Origin of the sequence: Methanobacterium lacus, from assembly GCF_000191585.1 — an archaeon.
GTDB classification, from domain to species: domain Archaea; phylum Methanobacteriota; class Methanobacteria; order Methanobacteriales; family Methanobacteriaceae; genus Methanobacterium_B; species Methanobacterium_B lacus.
Genome location: NC_015216.1, coordinates 1,254,669 through 1,280,087, shown reverse-complemented (window position 1 = coordinate 1,280,087; position 25,419 = coordinate 1,254,669). Strand labels below are relative to the sequence as shown.

24 protein-coding genes are annotated in these 25,419 nt (G+C 33.7%); 23 read left to right on the top strand and 1 reads right to left on the bottom strand.

The window, feature by feature from the left end; all coding sequences use genetic code 11:
* The first annotated feature begins 2 nt into the window (after positions 1 to 2).
* The 14 genes from METBO_RS06380 to METBO_RS06315 all read left to right on the top strand — a co-directional run bounded on the left by METBO_RS06380 (position 3) and on the right by METBO_RS06315 (position 13,627).
* Positions 3 to 1,382: a 4Fe-4S binding protein gene (locus METBO_RS06380; RefSeq protein WP_048186387.1), complete on the top strand. Its 1,380-nt coding sequence runs from the start codon at positions 3 to 5 to the stop codon at positions 1,380 to 1,382.
* 33 nt (positions 1,383 to 1,415) lie between these two features.
* Complete coding sequence (locus METBO_RS06375; RefSeq protein ID WP_013644866.1) at positions 1,416 to 2,441, top strand: hypothetical protein; 1,026 nt, start codon at positions 1,416 to 1,418, stop codon at positions 2,439 to 2,441.
* Between the two features lie 42 nt (positions 2,442 to 2,483).
* Complete coding sequence (locus METBO_RS06370) at positions 2,484 to 3,386, top strand: formylmethanofuran--tetrahydromethanopterin N-formyltransferase (protein ID WP_013644865.1); 903 nt, start codon at positions 2,484 to 2,486, stop codon at positions 3,384 to 3,386.
* Positions 3,383 to 4,324 carry a carbohydrate kinase family protein gene (locus METBO_RS06365; protein ID WP_013644864.1) on the top strand — a complete coding sequence of 314 codons (942 nt, stop codon included), beginning with the start codon at positions 3,383 to 3,385 and terminating at the stop codon, positions 4,322 to 4,324. Before METBO_RS06370 ends, METBO_RS06365 begins: the two co-directional genes overlap by 4 nt.
* A gap of 155 nt (positions 4,325 to 4,479) precedes the next feature.
* Positions 4,480 to 5,238 carry a 4Fe-4S binding protein gene (locus METBO_RS06360; RefSeq protein WP_013644863.1) on the top strand — a complete coding sequence of 253 codons (759 nt, stop codon included), beginning with the start codon at positions 4,480 to 4,482 and terminating at the stop codon, positions 5,236 to 5,238.
* A complete protein-coding gene (locus tag METBO_RS06355) occupies positions 5,235 to 5,870 on the top strand; it encodes a CBS domain-containing protein (RefSeq protein WP_013644862.1) in 636 nt (211 codons plus the stop codon). The genes METBO_RS06360 and METBO_RS06355 overlap by 4 nt, the downstream gene beginning before the upstream one ends.
* Before the next feature lie 250 nt (positions 5,871 to 6,120).
* Complete coding sequence (locus METBO_RS06350; protein ID WP_013644861.1) at positions 6,121 to 7,254, top strand: trans-sulfuration enzyme family protein; 1,134 nt, start codon at positions 6,121 to 6,123, stop codon at positions 7,252 to 7,254.
* Positions 7,255 to 7,378: 124 nt separating this feature from the next.
* A complete protein-coding gene (locus tag METBO_RS06345; RefSeq protein WP_013644860.1) occupies positions 7,379 to 7,573 on the top strand; it encodes a ubiquitin family protein in 195 nt (64 codons plus the stop codon).
* 55 nt (positions 7,574 to 7,628) lie between these two features.
* On the top strand, positions 7,629 to 8,792 hold the full coding sequence (gene thiI, locus METBO_RS06340; protein ID WP_013644859.1) for a tRNA uracil 4-sulfurtransferase ThiI: 1,164 nt from the start codon (positions 7,629 to 7,631) through the stop codon (positions 8,790 to 8,792).
* A 35-nt stretch (positions 8,793 to 8,827) separates the two neighbouring features.
* Positions 8,828 to 9,655: a sulfide-dependent adenosine diphosphate thiazole synthase gene (locus tag METBO_RS06335; protein WP_013644858.1), complete on the top strand. Its 828-nt coding sequence runs from the start codon at positions 8,828 to 8,830 to the stop codon at positions 9,653 to 9,655.
* A gap of 40 nt (positions 9,656 to 9,695) precedes the next feature.
* The gene (locus METBO_RS06330; protein ID WP_013644857.1) at positions 9,696 to 10,169 is read left to right on the top strand and encodes an MOSC domain-containing protein; all 474 of its coding nucleotides are present in this window, start codon (positions 9,696 to 9,698) and stop codon (positions 10,167 to 10,169) included.
* 233 nt (positions 10,170 to 10,402) lie between these two features.
* Positions 10,403 to 11,284, top strand: a complete 882-nt coding sequence (pdxS, locus tag METBO_RS06325) for a pyridoxal 5'-phosphate synthase lyase subunit PdxS (protein WP_013644856.1) — start codon at positions 10,403 to 10,405, stop codon at positions 11,282 to 11,284.
* Between the two features lie 216 nt (positions 11,285 to 11,500).
* Complete coding sequence (locus METBO_RS06320; protein WP_013644855.1) at positions 11,501 to 12,262, top strand: hypothetical protein; 762 nt, start codon at positions 11,501 to 11,503, stop codon at positions 12,260 to 12,262.
* A 168-nt stretch (positions 12,263 to 12,430) separates the two neighbouring features.
* A complete protein-coding gene (locus tag METBO_RS06315; RefSeq protein ID WP_013644854.1) occupies positions 12,431 to 13,627 on the top strand; it encodes a M24 family metallopeptidase in 1,197 nt (398 codons plus the stop codon).
* Positions 13,628 to 13,817: 190 nt separating this feature from the next.
* On the opposite strand, the gene METBO_RS06310 is transcribed toward METBO_RS06315, so the two are convergent.
* Positions 13,818 to 14,696: a CPBP family intramembrane glutamic endopeptidase gene (locus tag METBO_RS06310; protein ID WP_013644853.1), complete on the bottom strand. Its 879-nt coding sequence runs from the start codon at positions 14,694 to 14,696 to the stop codon at positions 13,818 to 13,820.
* Between the two features lie 483 nt (positions 14,697 to 15,179).
* Between METBO_RS06310 and METBO_RS06305 the strand changes: the two genes are divergently transcribed.
* From METBO_RS06305 to METBO_RS06265, 9 genes are all read left to right on the top strand, one after another.
* Entirely contained in the window at positions 15,180 to 16,757 is a 1,578-nt protein-coding gene (locus METBO_RS06305; protein WP_013644852.1) for a glutamate--cysteine ligase, read from the top strand.
* Positions 16,741 to 17,727 carry a bifunctional glutamate--cysteine ligase GshA/glutathione synthetase GshB gene (gene gshAB, locus METBO_RS06300; protein WP_013644851.1) on the top strand — a complete coding sequence of 329 codons (987 nt, stop codon included), beginning with the start codon at positions 16,741 to 16,743 and terminating at the stop codon, positions 17,725 to 17,727. The genes METBO_RS06305 and gshAB overlap by 17 nt, the downstream gene beginning before the upstream one ends.
* A gap of 342 nt (positions 17,728 to 18,069) precedes the next feature.
* Positions 18,070 to 18,396, top strand: coding sequence for a PadR family transcriptional regulator (locus METBO_RS06295; protein WP_013644850.1), 327 nt, complete (start codon positions 18,070 to 18,072; stop codon positions 18,394 to 18,396).
* Positions 18,397 to 18,993 carry a DUF1700 domain-containing protein gene (locus METBO_RS06290; RefSeq protein ID WP_013644849.1) on the top strand — a complete coding sequence of 199 codons (597 nt, stop codon included), beginning with the start codon at positions 18,397 to 18,399 and terminating at the stop codon, positions 18,991 to 18,993.
* A 17-nt stretch (positions 18,994 to 19,010) separates the two neighbouring features.
* Positions 19,011 to 19,328, top strand: a complete 318-nt coding sequence (locus tag METBO_RS06285; RefSeq protein ID WP_013644848.1) for an ArsR/SmtB family transcription factor — start codon at positions 19,011 to 19,013, stop codon at positions 19,326 to 19,328.
* 536 nt (positions 19,329 to 19,864) lie between these two features.
* Positions 19,865 to 20,917, top strand: coding sequence for an ABC transporter permease (locus tag METBO_RS06280; RefSeq protein ID WP_013644847.1), 1,053 nt, complete (start codon positions 19,865 to 19,867; stop codon positions 20,915 to 20,917).
* Complete coding sequence (locus METBO_RS06275; protein ID WP_013644846.1) at positions 20,910 to 21,578, top strand: ABC transporter ATP-binding protein; 669 nt, start codon at positions 20,910 to 20,912, stop codon at positions 21,576 to 21,578. Before METBO_RS06280 ends, METBO_RS06275 begins: the two co-directional genes overlap by 8 nt.
* A 991-nt stretch (positions 21,579 to 22,569) precedes the next feature.
* Positions 22,570 to 23,628: an epoxyqueuosine reductase gene (locus tag METBO_RS06270; RefSeq protein ID WP_013644845.1), complete on the top strand. Its 1,059-nt coding sequence runs from the start codon at positions 22,570 to 22,572 to the stop codon at positions 23,626 to 23,628.
* Between the two features lie 228 nt (positions 23,629 to 23,856).
* Positions 23,857 to 25,398, top strand: a complete 1,542-nt coding sequence (locus tag METBO_RS06265; RefSeq protein ID WP_013644844.1) for an MFS transporter — start codon at positions 23,857 to 23,859, stop codon at positions 25,396 to 25,398.
* Positions 25,399 to 25,419: the final 21 nt, after the last annotated feature.

Here is a 25,419-nt window from a genome sequence, read left to right as displayed (position 1 = left end):
TTATTACAACTACTACTAATAACTCTAAAAAATATTGTAAACCAATAAGAGATGTTGAAATTGATTACAATATTGACAGCAGCAAATGCGAAGCTTGTGAAGATAAACCATGCTTAATGTCATGTCCAGTAGATGCTATTTGGAAGACTGAAGATGGTAAGATAGAGATAGATGATAAATGTGTTGGATGTGTACTGTGCAGAGAAGCTTGTCCATACAATGCAATTAACATGAAAACAACTCTTTCAGAACCTATAAGAGAAAATGTTCCCAATATAAATACTAAACTTTGCAGACAGTGCGGTGCATGTGTAAAGGCATGTAAAACAGGGTCTATACAGCTTATTAGTTCGGGTAATGAGGAAGCTCACAGTGAAATTAATGAAGATACTTGTGTACGATGTGGATACTGTGCACGGGTGTGTCCTACAGAAGCCATCAAGTACGGTGAGATCCTTCCAAGGTCCGTTGTAGGTGGAAAGGCAATAGTTGTGAATCAAAAGGACTGTATAGGTTGCATGACTTGTACAAAGGTTTGTCCATCTAGAGGAGCAATTAATGTTGGAAAAGTTAGTAAATTACCATTTATAAATCCATCATACTGTGCCAGATGTGAAGAGTGTATGAATGTGTGTCCATCTGCAGCAATCAAATATTCCTCAAGGAAGAGGGCGTACAAAAATTTCAGCAAGATCAAAACCATGGAAATAGTGTCTGAACTTCTTGAAAATGAAGCAGGCAAACTATCCAAGGATGCCATAAGAATTTCAAGCATATTAAATGGAATTGCCAGAAAGATATCTTCAAACCATAGTGAAAAATCCTTTAAGGAAGATGTTACACCCATCATAACCGAAGAGATCAAGGCAATGACCCACAACGAACTTGAAATTGAAGATATAAATGAAATTATTGGAGTCACCAATCCTAAAAGAAGCATTAAAGTCATTGAAGATAACTGTATAGGCTGCGGTGCCTGTATGTCAGAATGCCCAGTTAAATGTATAGAACTTGAAATGCCATCACCTGTACACATTGATGATAGATGTGTGCACTGTGGTAAATGTATTGAAACCTGTCAGTTCAATGCCATAGAACTTGCAGAAGAATATTTCAAGGTTGAAGATGGTAAAATCTTCTTTAAAAGGGATGCACTTACTGGACAAAGGGAAGGAAAAATTGTCACAGATGTAGAAGCATGCATGGCATGCGGTATCTGTGTGAGGAAATGTCCAACCAATGCACTTAAACTGGAAAAGGACGAAGTAATAGTTGACACTGAAAAATGCATATTATGCGGCGAATGTGACATTATCTGCCCTGTTAATGCTATAAAACTAAAAACTGAATCCAACACTGCTTCCACTGAAGCTAATAACTAAAAATTTTATTTTTTTAAAATGGAGGAAAGAAACATGGGGAGAAAATTTTTTGTCTCCGATTGTGAAGGCCCCATATCAATTAATGATAATGCATTTGAACTTGCAGGTCATTTTATAGATGATGGTGAAAAATTTTTTGAAATAATAAGTAAGTACGATGACGTGCTTGCCGATGTTTTAAAGAGGCCAGGATACAATGCAGGAGGAACATTAAAACTTATAGTTCCTTTTTTAAAAGCCTTTGAAGCCAACAATGAAAATATAATCAATTTTTCAACTGAAAATGTTCACATGATAAATGGTGCAGTTGAAACACTAAACTACATTAAAAATACTATGCCTTCGTTTATAGTGAGCACAAGTTACAACCACTATATTCAGGCCCTTTGTAATGTAACAGGATTTCCATTTGAAAACACCTATTCAACAGAACTCGACCTAGACCTTGTTGAGATATCTGACACTGAAAAGAAAACTTTGAAACAGTTCAGATCCAACATAATCAAAAATCCCGATTTTGATGTGTTGGAGGACATTTTCTGGAACAAAATTCCAAAACTCAAGTCTGGAAGCTTGATGAACATGGTTCATCCCGTGGGAGGAGAAGGTAAAAAAGATGCTGTTCTAGATATTATTTCTAAAAATGGATTCAATCCATCAGATCTTTTTTATATAGGGGACAGTATCACAGATGTCCAGCCTCTGAGATTTGCACGGGAAAACAATGGAATTTCAGTGTCTTTCAATGGCAATGAATATGCAATAAATGAAAGTGAAATTGCAGTGTTATCTGAAAACACAACCATCACATCTATACTGGCTGATATCTTTAACACCCATGGAACATCAACTGTGTTGGAATTTGTAGAACTCTACTCAGAAAATCCAACTAAAAGTCTTGAAGCAGATTATGTGAATGGAGATCTTAAAAATACTATCACCAAATCAAAACTTCCAACTGTTGAAATTGTAAATACTGACAACCAGGAACAACTAATAAAATCCAGTACCATAATACGAAGAAAGTTAAGGGGAGAATCCATAGGTGGGCTCGGATAAAAAAAATTGTTATTAAATAAAAATAAAGTTAACGGAGATAATATGAAAACCCATGAAAATCTAGAATCTAAGGTTGTTAACACCTATTGTGAAGCATTTAAGGGTATATGCTCTAGAGTTATTGTAACAGCTGATGATGAAGAAACTCTTAAACGAGCTGCGTACGATGCTACATCCACACCTGGAACAGTGATTGGAAGGGTTGAGGGAGGTATAGAATCTTGGTTAAATGAAGATCAAACACCTGATAACCGTAAGGGTGCCATCCTTCAGTTCTGGTACAACACTTCAGATATTGAAAAGTTTGGAGTCGAATTATCCTACAGAATAAGACAGGATATACTTGTAAAACCATTCACAAGCCTATTTGATGCTTCTCAAAATCCAGATGGATGGATAGGCACCATGAAGAACGTGGGACATTGTGGTGATGGCTATGAATGGGAAGAAACAATTTACAACAGGGAAATGATCGTGGTTCCCATAGCAATCCCAGATTTTAAAATCGAAAAGCAAATAGGATACATGAATGGGATCATGGGTGCTAACTTTTGGTACATGTGCACAGATAAAAAAACAGTGCTTGAAGCTGGAAGAACTGCATTAAAGGCTATTGAATCTGTTGAAGGTGTTATTGCTCCATTTGATATATGTTCCGCTGCAAGTAAACCTGAAACTAACTATCCATGGATTGGACCAACCACCAATCATCCCTACTGTCCATCGCTCAAGAACCAACTGAAGGAATCAACTATGGTGCCTCCTGAAGTTAAATACATACCTGAAATAGTTATAAATGGACTGAACCAAACCTGTTTAAAAGAGGCTATGAAGCTTGGAATTGAATCTTTAATAGATTATGATGGTGTTTTTAAGGTTTCAGCAGGAAATTATGATGGTAAACTCGGGGAATACAAGATCGACCTTAAAGAGTTGTTTAAATGAATCTGGATGTAATTGGATTTGGAGCATTAAATCTCGATAAACTGTATCATGTAAACAGTATAGCCCGGGAAGATGAAGAATCCTACATACAAGATTACACAGAATCTTGCGGCGGTTCTGCAGCCAACACCGTCATTGGAATTTCTAGATTGGGTAACAAAACAGGATTTGTTGGTAAAGTTGGAGCAGATCCAGAGGGAAGTTTGCTTTTAAACAACCTTCAAAATGAGAATGTGAACACAAACATGGTACAAATTGCTGATACTGATCGAAGTGGAACTGTAAATGGATACATTGATGAGGAAGGGCAGAGGGCATTGTACGTTGATCCAGGTGTAAATGACTGTATAAAACTGGACGATGTGGACCTGGAAGTTTTAAACAGTTCAAAAATTCTCCACCTAAGTTCCTTTGTGGGTAAAAAATATTTAGATTCCATTGAAACTCAAAAAACCGTGTTAAAAAATGTTTCTAATGCAGTTAAAGTTAGTTTAGATCCTGGAAGACTTTATGTGGAGAAGGGTTTTGAATTTATGGATCAGTTTTTAAGTAGGACTGATATCTTACTTTTAAATTTAGAGGAACTTAAATTCTTAAAAACTAATTTAGATACTGGTGATGATGTTGTTAAAGGTTGTGATGAATTACATGAGGAATATTCCATAGATATCATGGTGGTGAAACTCGGTTCAGAAGGTGCTTACGTGTCTTCAAATTCTAAGTCAGAATTTATTAATGCGTTTGAAGTTAAATGTGTAGATACCACCGGTGCAGGTGATGCCTTTAATGCAGGATTTTTACATAGCCAACTTAAGGGCGAAGATGTACTCAAATCTGGATTGGTTGGAAACTTCGTTGCTTCTAACTGTGTAACAGAGTACGGAGCTACTCGTGGTCTCCCAGACATTTCAAAAGTCGAAGATATTCTGAAAAAATAATAAAACCAGGTTTTATTTGATTAAATTTTTAATTCAAATGTTAAATTTGGAGATTAAATTATCGGTTCCATTAATAATTTAATTATGATGGGTGAATCTAATATAATACTGATTTATATATTATTATAATCTTTAATTAAAATAAGGGTGTGATTATGGATATAACATTTAAAAAAAGGAAAGATGCTTTGGTTGGAGATGTTGTTGCCAAGTCTAACGATCTTGAGCATGGAGTGGAAGATTTCAAGGCAGAAATTGAGAACTGTTCGCTCGAGCAGAAGTTTATAACAATTTCACCAGAATGTGTGAGATGCAACCTCTGCGCTCAAGAATGTCCAGTAAATGCAATTGACGAAGCTAAACTAACAAAACCTGCTAAAATCCTTGATAATTGTGTTAAATGTGAAATTTGTTCACAAACTTGTCCTGTTAACGCTATTAAGGTCATTGAAAGCAAATCAGATCTTGAAGAGGATGTAACCTACAAGTTAAAAACTAAAAAAGTCCCACACAGAACCCTTAGAATGGAAAAAATTGATGTAGATCCAGTTAAATGTACTTCATGCGGCAACTGTGTTAAATTCTGTCCAACAGGAGCAATAAAATTGTTTGATGAAGGACCTGCAGTTGTTGATAAAGATTCGTGTATCGGGTGTGGTGCATGTGCAAATGTATGTGGTGAAAATGCTGTGTCGCTGGAGAGAAGATTGGGAAGTGTCTTCAAAACTAAAAAACTCGCCATTGATGAAGATATATGTGTAGCGTGCGGTATGTGTGAAGAAAACTGTCCAGTGGAAGCAATTAAACTAGAAAATGGGAAAATTGTTTACTCTAAAAATAAATGTATTACTTGCGAAGTTTGTTCTAAAAAATGTCCTGTTGCGGCATTAAATGTGGAAGAGGTTACTAAATGAAAGTTAAAGAAATTATGGACAAGAATTTTATAGGTGTGGACCTTAACATGACTATTGTGGATGCATCAATAAAGATGGAATCCCATAAAAAATTCACAACACCAGTTTTAGACAGTAAAAATACTTTAATTGGTTGGATAACATCCCTAGATGTGACAAGAGGATTACGAGAAAATCATAAGTATGTGAAGGATATCATGCACTCCACCGAAGAGATTGTAGATCTTCATCAGGATGAACCTGCCAGGTTAGCTGTATTGGCAGCTGCACAGCACAAACTTGTGAGCATACCAGTGCTCGATGATGATGGTAAGGTTGTGGGTGTAGTCAGAACATTCGATATCGTAAAAACACTTTCCAAATTATACGAAATAAAGGTTACAAACATATTTAAGGCCATGTCAACCGAACTCAAGGGTGTTTCCTGGGACGAACTTATGGAAGCTTCTGCAATAGTTACCAAGAGGGAAACAGGAAAAAGAGTTACAGCCAAGGAATATGAACAACGTATCAAGAATTCAACCTTTGGTGAAGCCATATGGGCCACAGGAGGATTAGAAAAATTCTTCGTAGGTTTAATAGCAATAGGAGAATTAGTTATTGCAAGAAAGGTTGCTAAAGCCCGTAAATAACTAATATATATTTTTATTTTTAGCTGAATTAACATCTCAATCTATTTTTGTCATCCATTAGTTGAAGCAAAACATATTTATATGAGTTCATATAACAATCGTTATATGTTACATTTCTATCCTCATTTTTTAACGGACCAAACAATAATGTGAACAATCAAATTACAATATTGACTAAAAAATTTAAGATTGTTTAAAGATTGTATTTACTTAAAAATTGTATAACTATATATTCAGGGGGAATTATCAAATGAAATTCAGTACCAGATCAATACATGCTGGAAGAAAACCAGACCCCATCACAGGGGCCATTTCACCGACTATATGTCAAACTTCTACCTTCACATTCGACGAATTTAACAAACCCGGAGATTACGATTATTCGCGTACCGGAAATCCAACTAGATCAGCTTTAGAAGAAGCAATAGCAAATTTAGAAGGTGGAAATGCAGGATTCTGTTTCTCAAGTGGTATGGCTGCAGTTACCACTGCAATTCATCTCCTTAAATCAGGAGACCATGCTGTAGTAGGTGAAGATATCTACGGAGGAACACACAGACTGTTCAGTGAAATTATGACCAAGTATGGAATCGATTTTACATTTATAAGAATGGATTCAGAAGAAAAACTTGAGGCAGCCATAAAGCCAAATACAAAAATGATCTGGATTGAAACACCTTCAAATCCATTGTTGAATATTACAGATCTAAGTATGGTTTCTAAAATAGCAAAGGAAAAACAGATACTTACTGTGGCAGATAACACATTTCCAAGCCCATACTTCCTAAGGCCAATTGAATATGGAATCGACTTGGTTCTTCATTCAACCACCAAGTACATCAATGGTCACAGCGATGTTATCGGAGGTGCCATAGTGACTACAACAGAAGAACTTGCAAAGGATGTTCATTTCTTACTCAATGGAATGGGAACCAATGCAGCTCCATTCGATTCTTGGTTAATATTAAGAGGACTTAAGACCCTTCCACTCAGAATGGAAAAACATGCATCTAATGCCATTGCAGTTGCTGAGTACCTACTAGACCATCCAAAGGTATCTGAAGTGTTTTATCCAGGTCTTGAATCCCATCCAGGTCATTCCATTGCAAAAAATCAAATGGACGGTTATGGTGGTGTGGTTTCATTCAAACTAAAAACTGACGTGCCTAAATTTATAGAAAGCCTTGAAATTTTCCACCTTGCAGAAAGTTTAGGTGGTGCAGATTCTTTGGTTGAACATGCAGCTACCATGAGCCATGCATCCATGTCACCTGATGCAAGGAAACAAGCAGGTATTAGCGACGATATTATAAGACTTTCCATAGGTCTCGAAGATAATGATGATCTAATTGAAGATTTATCCAAGGGACTGGATGGTTCATAGATAAATTAGGATGTTAATTGGCATCCTTCTATTATTTTTATAATCAAAAACTTTATATGGAAATAAATTAATATAACAATTGTTAATTAGTTGCTGAATTTTAAATTGGCTGGTTGTGAGTGACTTGAAAATTATATTTTCAGAGGGTCAAACTGAAAATCTGAATATAGAAAACGTATCTGTTAAGGAACTTCTTGAAGATCTGGAAATAGAACCCCTGGAAGTAATAGTTAAAAAGGGCAGTTTAGTCCTTCAAGAAGATGAAACAATCCAAAACAATGACGAAATAATGATTATTAAAGTGATTCACGGCGGATAATTAATAATAACACCTGAATAATTTTTTAAAATCAAATAAATAACGGAGTTAAATAATGGATAAAGAAAGGCCTATTATTGTCAGATACGGCGAAATTGGAGTAAAAAGTCCTGTTGTAAGGAAAAGATTTGAAAAGAAATTAATATCAAATATTAAAGTCCTCATAGATTGTAAAATTAATATCAACCAGGGCAGGATTTTTCTGTTTCCCGAAAATTTTGAAGAAGCACTTAAATCTCTGAAAAAAATATTCGGAATCGTTTCATACAGTCCAACATTGAAAACCAAAACAGATCATGATACAATTAAATTAGCTGTCCAATCTTACATCAAAGAACTGGTTGAAAAGGGTGAATTTGACCCTGAAAAAACCTTCGCAGTAAAATGCAGAAGGGTGGGAGAACACAAGTTTTCAAGTAGAGAAATGGCAGGATTCTGTGGAGCAGCTGTAATAGAAACAACCCACGCACCTGTAGATCTTTCAAATCCTGACTTCACACTTTACATAGAAGTCAGAGATGATGACACCTATATCTTCCATAAAAAAATAAAAGGAGCAGGCGGATTACCAATTGGAACTCAGGGAAGAATGATTTCGTTGGTTTCAGGAGGAATAGATTCTCCAGTCGCCACTTATCTCATGATGAAGCGTGGAGTTGACATCACCATTGTGAACTTCAACAACCATCCATTCACCAGTGGTTCAAACGAGAAAATAGTAAAAATCTACCATAAACTCAAAGAATACGCCTCTGGTTCAGATTTTAGATTGTTACAGGTGGATTATGGGGAATTCCTTAAAAAATGCACCGAAGAAGCTCCACCAAGAATGACTTGTGTGCTATGTAAAAGTGGAATGTACCAGATAGCTGAAAAAATTGCTAAACAAGAAAAGGCTCTTGCAATTATTGATGGCAGCAGCGTTGGTCAGGTAGCTTCACAAACATTACCCAACATTCTTGCAACGAGATATTCCACTTCTATGCCTGTTTTAAGTCCATTAATAGGTTTAGATAAACTTGAGATATCTGAAATTGCAGAAAAAATAGGCACATTCCAATACTCAATACTTCCAGACAGTGGTTGTGAAGCAGCGCCAAAACATCCAGAAACTAATGCAGTATTAGAAAAAGTGCTCGAAGTCCAAGAAGAAATAGAAATGGATTCTGAAGTTGAAAAAGTTTTATCAACACTTCACAAAGTTGATTTAACTTTATAAAAATTATGTTATGAAGTAGATATGGAGGATTAAATATGGCAATATTTGCTAAAGCATCAGAAAAAGACGTTACAAAGGCTATTGTATCTGAATTTGCAGAAGAATTTCTAGAATATGTAGAAAGTGATGTTGTAATAATTGGAGCAGGACCAAGCGGTTTAATTGCAGCAAAACGACTGGCAGAAAGTGGTGTTAAAGTTCTTTTAATCGAAAGTAACAACTACTTGGGAGGAGGATTTTGGATAGGTGGATACTTAATGAACAAGCTCACAGTAAGGGCTCCCGGACAGAAAATTCTAGATGAAATAGGAGTTCCATATAAAGAAGTTCAAGAAGGTCTTTTTGTTGCAGATGGTCCTCACGCATGTTCAAAGCTTATTGGAGCTACCATGGATGCTGGAGCCAAAGTTATCAATATGACCAAATTTGATGATGTTGTAGTAAGAAAGGACAAAGTTGGAGGAGTAGTTATTAACTGGACACCAGTATCTGCTCTTCCAAGGGCCATAACATGCGTAGATCCTGTTGCTCTAGAATCTAAAATAGTTGTAGATGCAACCGGACACGATGCAGTGGTTATAAAATCCCTCGAACAAAGGGGTTTAATAGAGATACCAGGATTTGAAGGAATGTGGGTTGAAAAATCTGAAGATGAAATTGTTGAAAACACTAAACAGGTTTATCCTGGAGTTTATGTTACTGGAATGGCAGTTGCAACAACTTGTGGAAATACCAGAATGGGACCAACCTTTGGTGGAATGCTCCTTTCAGGAGAAAAAGTTGCAGAACTCATCATCAATGATCTTAAAGTTGATGTAAAAGTAGAAGGCACAGCCTCTAACAAAGCAACCAGCTCAAAATAGATACATAAAATAGAACCCTAATTAAGTAGTTGATTTAGAAATGAGTAAAGCTAGCTCCAGTGATATCAAAGGAAAGATCATCGCTATTTGCACAAGTTCAGTTAAAGGAACCAAGAAAAAGGATATTTTCCAAGGTATTCTCATGGAAAATTACGGACTTCTCGGGGATGGACATGCAGAAAACCAGTCCCATAGACAATTGAGTCTCTTAGCTTTAGAGAGCATACAAAAAATGAGGGATCTAGGGCTTGAAGTAAATCCCGGCGATTTTGCAGAAAATGTTACAACAGAAGGTGTTGAACTCGCAAAACTTCCAATTGGAACCAGAATAGCCCTAGGAAATAATTCCATTGTTGAAGTTACACAAATTGGAAAAGAGTGCCATACACAGTGCGAAATAGGAAAACAGACCGGCCAGTGTATAATGCCCACCGAAGGAATTTTTTGTAGAGTTCTAGAAGGCGGGAAAATAAAGGCTGGAGACAGTCTGAAAGTTTTTAAATTAGCTATTTAAATCCTTATTTTATTATATAAGTTGATTACTTGATTTAATTCTTTTTTTTAAAGACTTCAGATGCTGTTAACAGTATTAGATTTATGATAATAATAATAACCAACCTTTAAAAGGATTAATGATTGGAAATTAGGCTTATATATATGGGATAACATAGATAGTTTGAATTAAGTTAAAATTAATGCTAATTAAAGTTGTCAAAGAGAACAATAATATAAACGGAGGAAGATTTGATGTTACATGGAACAGATGTTTTAAAGAAAGGTTTCGCTAAAATGACAAAGGGCGGAGTTATAATGGATGTTGTAAATGCTGAACAGGCAGCTATTGCAGAGGAAGCTGGTGCTGTTTCAGTCATGGCCCTTGAAAAGGTACCTGCTGATATTCGTGCAGAAGGCGGTGTAGCAAGGATGGCTGACCCATCTAAGGTTCGCGAAATAATAGATGCAGTTAGTATTCCTGTTATGGCTAAAGTTCGTATAGGTCACTTCGTAGAGGCACAAGTCTTACAATCACTTGGTGTTGATATGATTGATGAAAGTGAAGTCTTAACACCTGCAGATGAAAAATATCACATAGACAAGAAAAATTTCACTATACCATTTGTATGCGGTGCAAGAAACCTTGGTGAAGCTTTGAGAAGAATTGATGAAGGAGCTGCAATGATCCGTACTAAGGGTGAAGCTGGTACAGGTAACATTGTTGAAGCTGTAAGGCACAGCAGACAAATATCAAGCACAATAAGAGAACTTCAAAACAAAACTGAAGAAGAACTCTGGTCAGTAGCACGTGAAATTGAATCCCCATTAGAACTAGTTAAACTCACAGCAAAAGAAGGTAGATTACCTGTTGTGAACTTTGCAGCAGGAGGAGTTGCAACACCAGCAGATGCAGCTCTCATGATGCAGTTAGGTTCAGATGGAGTATTTGTTGGATCAGGTATATTCAAATCAGAACAGCCTTCTTTAGTTGCAAAAGCTATTGTTGAAGCAACTAACAACTTTAAAGATGCTGAACTAATTGCTGAAGTATCAACAGATTTAGGTAAAGCAATGCCAGGGCTTGAAATCAGCACAATACCAGAAGAAGAGAAACTACAAAAAAGAGGATGGTAAATACCTTTAAATCCATCCATTCTTTATAATTTTAATCTATTTTATAACATGAAACCTTTTTCATGACTTAATTTTAATTTTCCAAAAAAATATTATTTAATAAAAATTCAAAATCAACAATTAATTTAAACAAATTTAGAAGGGGTAATAGCCATTAGTAATGATTTAGAAAATGATTGTTGTTCAGTTATTTTACAAGTAACAGATAATCATGATGTGGTTGCATTTAGAAGAGATGCAATATTCCCTGCTGAATTATTTATAGCCCAGGACAATTTTTATGGAAAAAATGCAGAAATACAATTCAAAGTTTGTGGCGGCCTTTTCTTCCATACAGTGATAACCAGTGATGGTTGGATAATAGCTAGTGGTGGTTTTGGAACGAGTTCCAATCAAAAATTAATGACCCTTGCAAGTCAAATAATGAATAACGGCTCCATCACACAGGAATTGTTAGAAAATACGAAACCAATACTATCCAATATGGGCCTAGGTCACTTTCTAATAAAAAGTCCGGATAATTATGTTGCTTTTGAAATATATTTTGATGGGACTCCCTTGAATAAATTTTTTAAAATGAATAACGGAGAATTTATTAGCGTACCCAACGATCCACAATATTACAGGGAAGGTCTTTATTCTGAGTTCCACAGTAATCCACTTACAGCAGCTGCAGAGATTGAAGGGACAGATCTTTGGGGAGTCAACAGAAGAAACGTAATTCTTCATGATGTTGAAAAAAACAATGACAGCACCTTACTTAAAATATGGGCAGCTTACGATGATGGATCCCTGCTTGAGAGAAATGAAGGTAAAGGTGGTCCAGACAACATAAGATTCTTGGATGATCTAATAATTAATGGAAAGGACCTTCCAATAATTCCAAGCATGGTCAAGATCGGTGAAATAAATTTATTAAATCAAGAAGAACCAGACAATTCAAAAACAGCAATAAAGGCAATTAAAAATAATTTATAGGATCTACGTAGATATGAGTGAAAAACAACGACTGTTATCTATTGAAATTTTATTAAGAACATAAATTAGTGTTTAAATTATTTTTTCTTGGATTTAGTTTGGTGAAAAATAAATTTAACTGATATTCTCATGATTTGAGAAATGGTAAGTACAAAGGGAGATAGTTTTATGATTACGAAAACACCATTAAAAGAACTTGAAAGTAGGATGAAAAATTTCAGATCTTTCATGGATGAACAGTGCCCAGGCTGGGAATTTGCTGTTCTATTTAGTAAGATAAATCTTTACTACTTTACAGGAACCATGCAAGATGGTATGCTGATAATTGAAAAAAATGGATCTACATTCTGGATTAGAAAAAGTTTTGAAAGGGCAAAAATTGAATCGTTGTTCGAAGATTTAAAGCCCATGAACAGTTATCGTGATGCTGCAGCCATGTATGCAGATCTGCCTGAAACTGTTTACATTGAAACTGAAGTTGTACCACTTGCAATGTACTCCAGATTTCAAAGGCATTTCCCATTTAAAAATTTCGAGTCATTGGATCATGTTGTGGCCAGATTAAGATCTATAAAATCCCATTATGAACTGTCTTTGATGAGAAGGGCCGGAGAGATACATAGACACGTTCTTGAAGACCTTGTACCAGAAATTCTTGTAGATGGTATGAGTGAAACAGAATTTGCATCCGATCTTTTTAAACTAATGATGGATGAGGGTCATCACGGTGTTTCAAGATTCGGAATGTTTGATACAGAAATGGTTCTAGGACAGCTAGGTTTTGGTGAAAGTTCGATCCATCCCAGTTACTTCAACGGTCCTGGAGGAAATTCCGGGATAAGTCCTGCTGTTCCGTTAATTGGAAGTAGGGACAGAAAGCTTCAAGGGGGTGACTTGGTATTCGTAGATGTTGGCTGTGGAGTTGAGGGTTACAACACAGATAAAACAATGACCTACATGTATCAGGCTCCTTTGAAAAAGGAAGCAATTGAGGCACATGAAATTTGCGTTGAAATACAAAATAACATAGCTTCAATGTTGAAACCAGGGGCAGTTCCCTCTGAAATTTATAGAACAGTAATTGATGATTTAGATCCTGAGTTTTTAGAGAATTTTATGGGTTATGAAAATCGTACAGTCAAATTTTTAGGTCATGGTATTGGATTGCTCATAGATGAAACACCTGTAATAGCAAAGGGATTTAACGAACCCATTGAAGAAGGAATGGTATTTGCAGTAGAACCAAAAAAAGGAATTAAAGGTGTGGGAATGGTGGGAATAGAAAATACATTTATTGTGACCAAGAAAGGTGGTGATTGTATAACCGGTAAAAATCCCGGTTTGATACCTGTCGATTTTGACTAAATAATCTTCAATTCATTCTATTTTTTTATTCAAATATCAAAAATACTGACCACAATACTTAAACAAAAATTTAGTATTGGGTTTGAGGTATAATAGAAATAAATTTCTTTAGAATAATAAACAAATAAAGGTTCTTTAAAAAAAAATGAAATATGTTTGCAACAACATCATAAAAAGATTTGTAAAGATTTCAACATCTTTTCCATTGGGGTTTTATTTTGAATGTTACTAAGTAAAATACCACCATTATAACAATTATTGTTAAGAGTTCATAGATAGGATCAATTGCTTGGGTAAATAATGAGGGTGTTTGAAGAATCGAAGCTTGAGGATGAATTATAGCAGATTCGTAGATATTATTTGCAGCATGCATACCAATGGCCAATTCTAATGTTCCACTTTTTAGAGTTATGTATGCAAGGGAGAATCCAACTACTACGTAGTAAACCATAGCTAGAATTCCACCTGCGGTTATTTCAGGGTTTACTATGTGCGGTAATAGGAATAAAATACCGTTTATTAGGGCCAATATAAAAAAATTTCTGGTTAAAAGCCCTGTTCCCTGCATCCAATAACCTCGGTAAGTTAGTTCTTCACTGGTAGTTTGTAGTGGTATGAGAATTAAGATGAATGGAAGGAAATACAACCACTGAGAAATGTTGTTTGCGTTAAAATGTATATTAGATGTGTTCAATCCACCCAAAATAATATCTGATAGTACCAAAAGCAGGAAAAAAAATCCAAACCCGTAGAGAATAGGTTTTGCATTGATCTTTTTAAATGGAGTAACTAGTGTAGAAAATGGTCTTTGATGAATGAAACGTACACTTATAAAGACTCCAATAATTCCACAAATTGCTGGACACATCGTAACAACAAAGTAAGCCAGTGGGCTAATGGAACTTATATTAAACCTTCCAAGTTCAACTGTGGATCCCATGGCCATTGCAACTAAGAACTGTACAACTGCACCAACAATGTAAATAAAAAAATAAATTATGAATATTCCAACAACGTACCTTATTATACTTGTTTTACCTTTATTTGCTTGATCAAGAAATGTTTCCAAATAAATCACCTTCAATTATTAAATATAATATGTAACCCTCCAGTAATATAACTTTTTTGATAAAACAAGAATATAATTAGAAATATTATATTAAAAAAGGCGATATTTCTATGAATTAAATTAATTAAAGTAATATAAACGATTATTTTATTAGTTTTTAATAACTAACATGAATGAATTTTACACCAGCTAAAAATCATCAATAAGTTTGCCCATTTTAGTAAGAATTATTTACTTTAAAATAGAATTAGAACTAATATTTAATCATTTAAGGTTCATAACACTGAAATTTAGTTAAATTTATTAAATTTAATTTAAAGCATATATATTATAAAAATAATATAAGATTCACGAATAAAATTTTTATGTTTAAGTAAAATCAAATTTTTTTAAGGTTAATGTTGTTTTAATTTATTAAAATTAATTGTCAAGAATTCACATATACACAAATTAACAATTGTTATAGGTACATTGGGGGATTATATGAACTGGAATTTTTCAGAAATATCAGAGTCTTTATTAAAAGAGGATAAAGGAAAATTGTTGGTAGAAGTAAATTTTGGACTGGAAAAAGAAAGTCAAAGGGTGTTATCTAATGGTGAACTTGCATTAACACCACATCCCATAGAATTTGGGGATAAACTAGAAAATGAAAGGATTACTACCGACTTTTCAGAAAGTCAGATCGAAATTATAACACCACCTTGCGATTCTGCTGAAGAAGTATACGAAGAGTTGAACAAGATAAACATCGAAGTTGAAAACTCAATAGGTGATGAACTATTATGGCCACTTAGTATGCCACCAAAACTTCCAGACGAAGAAAATATTCCAATTGCAACCTTTGCTGATACAGAACTTGGAAAGTACAAAGAAATATATAGAAAAGGATTGGCAATTAGATATGGTAAAAAAATGCAGATGATATCTGGTATACATTACAACTTCTCCTTTGGAGAGGGAATGATCAACTACCTCTACGAAAAATATGGTGAAAATACAGATAAACGTACGTTTACAAATAAAATACATTTTCAAGTGGCTAGAAATTTTTTGCGTTACAGTTGGATATTAATTTATCTGTTTGGAGCATCCCCATCTTGTCACACATCATATTTTTCTGTAATAAACAAGGAAATTGATGTTATTCATGACTGCTGTCCCCGATGTGCTAAGATCATTAAAAATGCAGATGCAAACACATTAACAGAAGATAACAATCCAAACAAATTTTCCCATGTTTGTGTAGCTCAAATGAATCAGTACGCCACATCACTACGTGTAAGCAGATTTGGATACTCAAACAGTCTTAAAAGTATGAACATCTATTACAATAGTTTAGAAGAATATTCTGAAAAGATACGTAAAATGATATCAACTGAAGACAACGAATATTCAAAATTAGGTTTATACAAAGATGGAATTCAAATACAACTAAATGAAAATATTCTGCAAAATGAAAACGAATTTTATTCCTCAATCAGATTAAAACAACCTCTTAAATCAGGAGAAACACCGTTAGAAGCTTTAGAAAATAGGGGTGTGGAGTATGTGGAGTTAAGAATTTTAGACTTGAATCCCTTCGAAAAACTGGGTTTAAGCCTTGAACAGATGAAATTTATCCATGTTTTCATGCTTTTCTGTTTATTTGAGCCCAGCCCATTGATTACAGAACTTGAACATTCAAACATTAATGCAAATCATCATTTAGTATCATTATTTGGTAGGAAAGAAAATTTAAAGTTACAAAACTACGATAACAACACAGTTAGTTTAAAATCCTGGGCCGAAGAACTGTTTGAAAAACTCATAACCATTGCAAATTTCATTTACACCTCCACAGGAGATAACAATTACGTGGAAAGTGTTGAAAAGGAGAAGCTTAAGCTTAACGATATTTCATTACTGCCCTCTGAAAGAATTAACAGAGAAATGGAATCAAATAACGAAAACTATTTAGAATTTGGAATGAAATGTGCTAAAAATTCGCAGAAATCTGAAGTCACATCCAACTCAGAAAAACCTGATCTTAGGGGGAAAAATTATGCAAAGGGAATATGAACAACTTGAACTATCAACCCAAATAATTATCAACGAAGCACAAAAAAGAGGAGTTGAAGTGGAGGTATTAGATTGGGATGAAAATTTTATTCGGTTAATAAAAGGGGATAGAGTTGAATACATTAAACAAGGCACGAAAACTTCTTTAGATAATTACGTGGTGCCTCTTATCATGGAAAATAAGGAATTGACTAAGTTAATTCTACGAGAGCATGATATCAATGTTCCAGACAGTGTTACTGTGAAAAATTTAGAGTGTTCAATGGAAATATACTCTGACTTTGAAAATAAGGATATTGTGATAAAACCTAAATCTGCTAATTTTGGTGAGGGTGTTCTAATTATTAAAGACCTGAAATCCAAGGAAGTTTACGCTAATGCAATTGAAGATGCATTTAATTACAGTGAAGATGTTTTGATAGAAGATTATGTTGCTGGGGAAGAATATAGATTTCTTGTTGTGACAGACGAAGTTCTAGCAGTGATGTACAGGGTACCTGCAAATGTTAAGGGTGATGGAATAAACAACATTCAAGAATTGGTAGATGAAAAAAATCAGGACCCAAGAAGGGGTAAAGGATACATAACACCACTTGAAAAGATAGAAATAGGTCCCATTGAAAGACACAACCTAAATGCACAAAATATAGATGTTAATTATGTTCCAAAAAAAGGTGAAGTTGTTTATCTCAGGGAAAATTCTAATTTAAGTACTGGCGGGGACAGTATCGACTTTACAGATGAAGTTCATGAAGATTATAAACAAATTGCAATAAAATCAGCAGAAGCTGTCGAAGCAAAAATCTGTGGAGTTGACATCATCATTCCAGATGTGAAGGCAAAACCTGATAAAAATAATCACAGCATCATCGAATTAAACTTTAATCCAGTTATATATCCCCATAATTTCCCATATATCGGTCAAAATCGACATGTTGAGAAGAAAATACTGGATTTATTAAAATTTTAGAAATAATTATAGAAAATATTTAATTAAAAACAAATTAATAACTTATTTAGCCTTTTTTTATTAATCCGGAAGATCTACCCCTATTAAGTTTGATAAAACCTCCCTGATTCAAATACCCTTATATTTCACATAATTACAGTTGTAACAATCAAATAAGTTTAAATCTAAATCTCGAAATTGCCCTAATTAATCACGACCGGTAACCTGGAAAGTTGATTATATCATGGATCCTAACAATTCAAACTATTTCTCTTATTTTTCAAATGGCTGAAACATAAACTAAGCACTAAACTATAAATAGTACCTTGCTATATACAATACCTTGTTAAGTGTAGTGATACTATGAATGCTCAATTTAAAAAAGGAGTGCTTGAACTTTGTGTTCTAGTACTACTTGACCGAAAGGACTGTTATGGTTACGAAATGGTGGATGAAATATCTAAAAATATTTCTATTTCGGAAGGCACCATATATCCTCTTTTAAGACGACTAAAAAAGGAAAATTTAGTCAGTTCATATTTAAAAGAGTCTCAAGATGGTCCTCCACGTAAATATTATCGTATCACAGAACTAGGAAAGGAAAAAAAGGAAAATTTAGTAGCAGAGTGGGATACATTTTCTGCAGCCGTTAAAAATTTACTTAATTATAAAACAGCAACTGGTGATTAAATGAATAAGGAGGAATATCTTAAAAAACTCTCTAAACAGATAAAAAAGATGTCAGTAGATGAAAAAAGAGATTTACTTCAAGATTACGAAGAACACTTCAGAATAGGTATGGAAAAGGGTAGAAGAGAAGAAGAAATTTCAAAGGCATTGGGAGATCCAAAAAATGTTGCCAAGCAAATTAAAGCGGATTACATGGTCAAAAAGGCTGAAGATAAACCTTCTCCAACCAGTATAATAGAAGCGTTAGCAGCAGTTGCAGGACTTGGTCTTTTTAACATATTTGTAGCCGTACCTTCATTGCTCCTGGCAGTTGTTATCATAAGCTTAGTCCTGGCTGGATCAGCTGTGATAGTAATTGGAATTTTAATTACGCTATCACCACTAATACATGTGTTCTTACCCAACTTCATTTACTTACCTGAATATAAAGGAGTAGGAACTTTATTATGGGTTTTATTCGGAATCGCTCTGACGGTAGTGGGAACAATATTTGTACTAGTTATGTCCTACGTAGCCAACAAATTATACCAAATGGTAATTAAACTCTTAAAATCAAATTTAGAAGATATAAAAGAAAATACACTGGTATTTAAATAAATTGAGGGGGGACGATAATGGATAAATTTATTTGGGGAATACTTGCAGGTACTAAGGGAACAGCAAACCGTGTTCGAATTATAGATGAACTTAAAAATAGACCATACAATGTTAATCAGCTAGCTGAAAAACTTGAACTGGATTATAAAACTGTGAAGCACCACATACACGTCTTAGAAACAAATCACATGGTAACATCAAATGGAAGAAAATACGGCAATTTATACTTCCTTTCAGATAAAATGGAACAAAATTACGACAGTTTTGAGGAGATAAAGGAAGAATTCATAAAATCAAATGACGATACATGTGCCCATGTTGGTCACCCATCATAATTACCTAGAAAAAAATTTCAAATTTATTGAGGATCCACCCCATTCTCCTTTTAACTATTGTCTTTTCAAGATTTAAGCTATAATTAATTTTTATTGACATTTTTAATTCTAAACTTCCAATATTTAACTAGTTTAATGTTTTTTTTTTGAATGGTTCATTATAATACTACTATGAATGTTTTAACCTGTACAAATCCATTTTTTTAAATTAATCTGAATTATCATAGTTATTACAAACTAAATCTCCACTCATTTAATATCCATCTACTTTTAAGGTACTATCAAATTTATTTGAGATCTGGGTACAATGTGGAGGGAATATTGGGCAAAATTAGTGTAAAAAAAGACCAAATAAGGAGTAAATATTGGAAAAAGTATTTTTAAGTGTTTAAATAAGTATAATATAAGGCAGTGTTTTATTAAAGATGTTTTAAAGATTTAATTATCTTTTAATCCAAATTCGGAATCATATTTTGGACATTGAATAGTAAAATACGTGTTTTATTTAATAATTTGTTAATAATAAGAGGTATAAAATGAATCTTTATAAATTAGCGTTTAAAAATATTCGCAGAAAAAAACTCCGAAGTGCATTGACTGCTTTAGGAATAATTATTGGAGCTGCTACAATTGTGGTGCTCCTAGGGATTGGAGCAGGAGCAACTTCAGAAGTACAAGAACAAACGAATCAGTACATGTACGATGTAGCTATAACTTCATCATCAAGTAGTGGAAATCTTTTGATGGATCCTCAAACTGTTTCGAAAATAAAAAATATGTCTAATCTCTATGATTTTAGAGAAGTTACTGTCTTTTCGCAAGATATTAACAATACAAGAGTAAACTTTGAAGGAGTCAATGATTGGAAACAAGTTAAAGGAATCAATGGTACAACGGGAGTAGTGATCAATAAAGATACTGCTGATAAACTTGGTCTTCATATAGGAGACAGACTTACAGTTAACGATCAACAATTAACCATCACTGGAATATCTAAACCTGAACAGGCTACTTATGTTTATTTAGACCAAAAAACTGCAGAAAATATAACTGGCAATAAAGTTAGTGCCATATATGCCCGTTCATATGACAACCCTAACTCGACGGTCGATGAAGTTGAAAAACAGGTTACTGGTGTTTCAGCAGTTACTAAATCAGATAAAGTTGCTCAACTTCAAGAGAATACCAACCAAGCTATGCTATTTATAGGAATTATTGCAGGTATTGCACTGGTTGTAGGAGTTATTAGTGTTATAAATACCATGATGATGAGCGTTATGGAGAGAACAAGAGAATTAGGAGTTTTAAAGGCAATTGGATTCACTAATTGGGAACTGAAGGGAAGTATACTCTTTGAATCTGGATTATTAGGTTTCTTAGGATCAATTTTAGGGGTGATACTGGGTATTATCGGCATAATAGTATTTGCAAACATGCTACATTTCACAGATTATATCCCTCAAATGATGCCACTTTGGTTAATTGGAGGGGTGATTGTAGGATCTACCCTATTATGTCTCTTGGCAGGATTGTACCCTGCAATAAGTGCTTCAAAATTAAATGTAGTGGAGGCTCTAAGAAATGAATAATAATGTACTTGAATTCGAAAATGTTTCTAAAACATATAAAATGGGAGACGAAACAATAAAAGCCCTTGATGGATTAAATGTGGCATTAAAGAGAGGTTCATTTAAAGCAGTCATGGGACCTTCTGGATCAGGTAAATCCACATTTCTTCATGTTGCAGGAATACTTGACATGCCCACATCAGGTTTAATCCAGATAAATGGAAAAGAAACCAAGAAGTTATCAAATAAAGAACAGGCAAAACTTCGAAGAAATGAGATAGGATTTATATTTCAGAGATTTAATCTGATGTCCCAACTCACAGTCCTTGAAAACGTCATGCTTCCAATGATCGAAGAAAATACCAACAAAGCTATAGAACTATTAAATAAAATGGGTTTAAGTTCAAAGGCTGACAAGTATCCGTCGCATCTTTCAGGAGGTGAACAACAACGTGTTGCAATAGCCAGAGCCCTTATAAACGATCCTTCAATTATTCTGGCTGATGAACCAACAGGTGAACTCGATACTAAAAATGCAAACGCAATAATGCAGATACTCAAGGATCTGAATCAAAAGGATGGAGTAAGCATAGTTGTTGTTACCCATAATCAAGCGTCAGCAGATTATGCAGATGAAATTCTCCATATGAGTGATGGAAATTTCGTTGAAAATGCAAACTAAATGGTGTTGAATAAATTGTGCTTGTAAAGGGTGGGTGGGCAAATTACTTTATTTTTTTAAGAGGATCTGATCCGTCTCCGTGGGTTACATAATTTATAAAAATAGATTCTCTGGGCAACAAGCACAAATCTAAATTTTTTTTTGAAACCATTTTTTATTTTTGCAATAATTTTTCATCTGAACACATGTTGTAATTATTTTGAGATTTATTTTTTTTATACAAAAAATCTTAAGATTAAAATTTTAAAAATATAATTTAATTACTTTTCAGAAATATAATTTCATATTAGTACTGGCAATGATCTACACTAAAAAACATAATTCGTTAAACTGCCATAAATTGATCGTGACATATACACTGGTCAGTATAAATATGGACTGTTTGAAGATTTCAGAAAATCCTTGAAAAATCCAATGAAATTTCATCCCCTGAAAACCAAGATGTACTAATAATTAAAGAAACTATCATACCAATCAGTGCAATAAATAATATTAATTTAATAAAAATCTTTAATGGTGATTTATTTCGTGAAATTTTGGAGTTCATAAAAAATTTTACCACAAATTCCAAAAATACCTTGGAAATTTAATAAAAAAATAAAAAATGTTGACAATGTTAAGATTCATGGTTTGAAAAAATGAATGTCAACACAAAAATCTTGAAAAATACAGCAGATGTAATATAAAATATAAGAAAAATTATTAATTTTACTTCGTCAAACAATTCTATAACGAAGTTCAAATGTAAAACTAAAATAAACTCTTAAAAATATGAATTTTTAGATATTTTCAAACAATTTCAATTTATTTACACCTCAATATTTTTCAACTTAAATTTACAATTTGTTCTACTTATTATTAATTGGTTATTTAGATTTATTTACTATATTTTTATGACCAAAAAATATATACTTCTAACTAAACAATTGATATGATAAAAAGTGTAAGGACTTACTTCAAATTAGTTGTAAAATTTTAATCGATGATGAAAATGCAAGAAAAACAAGATAATTGGAATGAAATTGTAATGGACATGGCAAAAACCCTTGGAGCAAGCCATGTTGGAATTACCACAAAAAACTCCTTGGGTGATTCTCATCAAACTACAGATCTAGATTATATTTTAGATGGTGCAGAGTCAGCAGTAACCTTCGCTGTCCCATTTGGAGATAGCGACCTTGATAATGACATTGATATGTACTTAAAAAAGCAGGATCATAAAAAACTTGAAACTGCAAAAGTTAGGGCTACCACCCTTGCAAATGGTATTGCACTAGAAATATCTGGATTATTGAACCAAGTAGGATATGAAACAGTACCTGTGCATGCTAATTTTGTTTACAGGAAAGATTCGCCGACAGAATATCGGGTTCCGCCTTTATCTCATAAACTCTTAGCTTTCAGGGGAGGGATAGGTCATATTGGTTACAGTGGAATGATCATAACCAAGGAATATGGTGCAAACATTGCCCTTGCTAGTGTTGTAACAAATGCAAAATTAAAAGCTACTGAAGCTTTACCTGAAGATGATAATTACTGTAATAACTGTAAACTATGTTCTAAAGTTTGTCTTGGAGATTATATGATAAATGAAGAATACGAAGACAAAATTGATGGAATTAAATATAAAACAGCAAAGAAAGCCCATCCCATGAGATGTTCATATGTATGTACAGGAAGTACAGGCTACAAAAATGGAAACTGGTCAACATGGTCCCCTGCACGATTCGAAATACCTGAATCAGATGATGAGTTAATAGAGATCTTCCAAAAAAAAGCTATTCCTGCCCAAAATGAGCGAAATAAGATAAATGGAATTGAAGGAGGTTTTTTTCATCCATTCTATCCAGGATACAAAATAGAGTACACCTGCAGTATGTGCCAGATTATCTGCCATCCAAAGAAGGAAGTAAGGAATGATCGTTACAATAAATTAGTTAAAAGTGGAGTGATTATAGAGGAAAACGGTGAAAAGAAATCTGTAACACCAAAAAAAGCTGATCAAATCTTTGATTCAATATCGATTGATAAAAAGAAGTTATACAAATGATTCAGTGTAGGTACTGTATAGAACTTAATTTATTATCAAAAAAATCTCACATTAAATAAATAATTCTACATTGAAAAAAATTTCAATTCAATTTTTCTACATAAATTTTTTAGACATAATCAACTTTTAGGTGCTGATGTATATCTTAAAAAAACCCTTAAATTATTAATTATTTTAATTGTGAGCTCCATAATAGGATATATACTAAATTTATAATGGAGAATTCTATTGGAACTAAAATCAAAAACAGCTCAAGTTGGTTGGACTGCAGCAATCATTGTGTCTTTGTCATCTTTCATAATTTCGTTGGATAACACCTTCATGAATGTGGCTATATCCAACCTTGTGGTGGATTTAAACACTACAATTCCAGTTATACAAATAATAATAACTGTTTACGCACTTACAATGGCATCATTAATGTTATTTGGAAGTAAGATGCAAGATGTGGTGGGAAGAAAAACAACATTCATTTATGGAGCTATAATATTTGGAATAGGGACTGTTATAGCAACATTCAGTGTTAATGCCCCTATGTTACTGCTGGGATGGTCCATTTTAGAGGGTATTGGTGCGGCTTTGATGACACCTGCCACAGCTTCAATTATTATAGGAAGTTATGAGGAAGACAGAAGCACATCTGCAATGGCTATTAGAACTTCGTTTGCTTCAGCAGGAGCTGGTTTTGGCCCAATAATTGGTGGATTCTTAACAACCTTCTTCAGCTGGAGATGGGGTTTTGGTCTGGAATTTTTCATCATACTGATAATATTAGCCTTTTCAAGAAGATTGAAAACATTTACACCATCACACAAATTTTCAGATCTGGATATGAAAGGAGTCGTACTACTATCATCCGGGATATTCATATTTGTTCTGGGAATTTTAAGTTTTAACACCTCCACAACTTTCGAAATATCTTCCGTTATAGTTGGATCTGGAATACTGTTACTTTCGATATTTTATATTAGAGAAAAAAAGATTGTTTTAAGGGATAAAATACCAATTATTGACATTAAACTCTTTAACAACCATAACTTCACACTTGGAACAGCCAGTAGAATGATATTAAATCTGGCTTTAGCTGGTACTGTTTTTGTTTTACCTCTATTTTTTCAACAAGAAGCAGGCTATAGTGCATTGGCAACTGGATTTGCTATTTTACCATTAACTGTAGGAGTTTTAATATTTTCAATAGCATCTTCCAGACTATCCAAGCGTGTTGAGCCTAAAAATCTTATTTCTCTGGGATTTTTAGTAGCATTAATTAGTACATTGATTTTAAGCTATCAGTTCGACTTAAACACCCATATTAAAAATATAATTCCAGCAACACTGCTTTTAGGTATGGGTTTAGGCCTTGCACTTCCATTAACAGCTAATATTATAATGTCTTCAGTAAGTAAAGATAAACAGTCAGATGCATCAGGCATTATGTCCACAAGTTCTAGTTTAGGTGCATCAATGGGAACGGCAATAATTGGTGTTGTAATGATACTTGCAACCTTAAATGGATTATATAGTGCCTTCGATCAAACATATCCAAACCAGTTTAGCCAAAAAGAGATTAATGAGAAATTTTTATTCTACCAACAAAAAAACGATACCACTCATAATTATCTGGAAAAAAATCAGAATTCCGCCTTAACAACTATCGTTAACCAAACTGTTAAAAACGCAATGAGATTAGTATTTGAATTTATAACATTCATATTTCTGATAAGTTTCATTGTCTCATTATTCATCAAACCTTTGAAAAGAAAGAAATAAAATATTTCAAATTATTCAAAA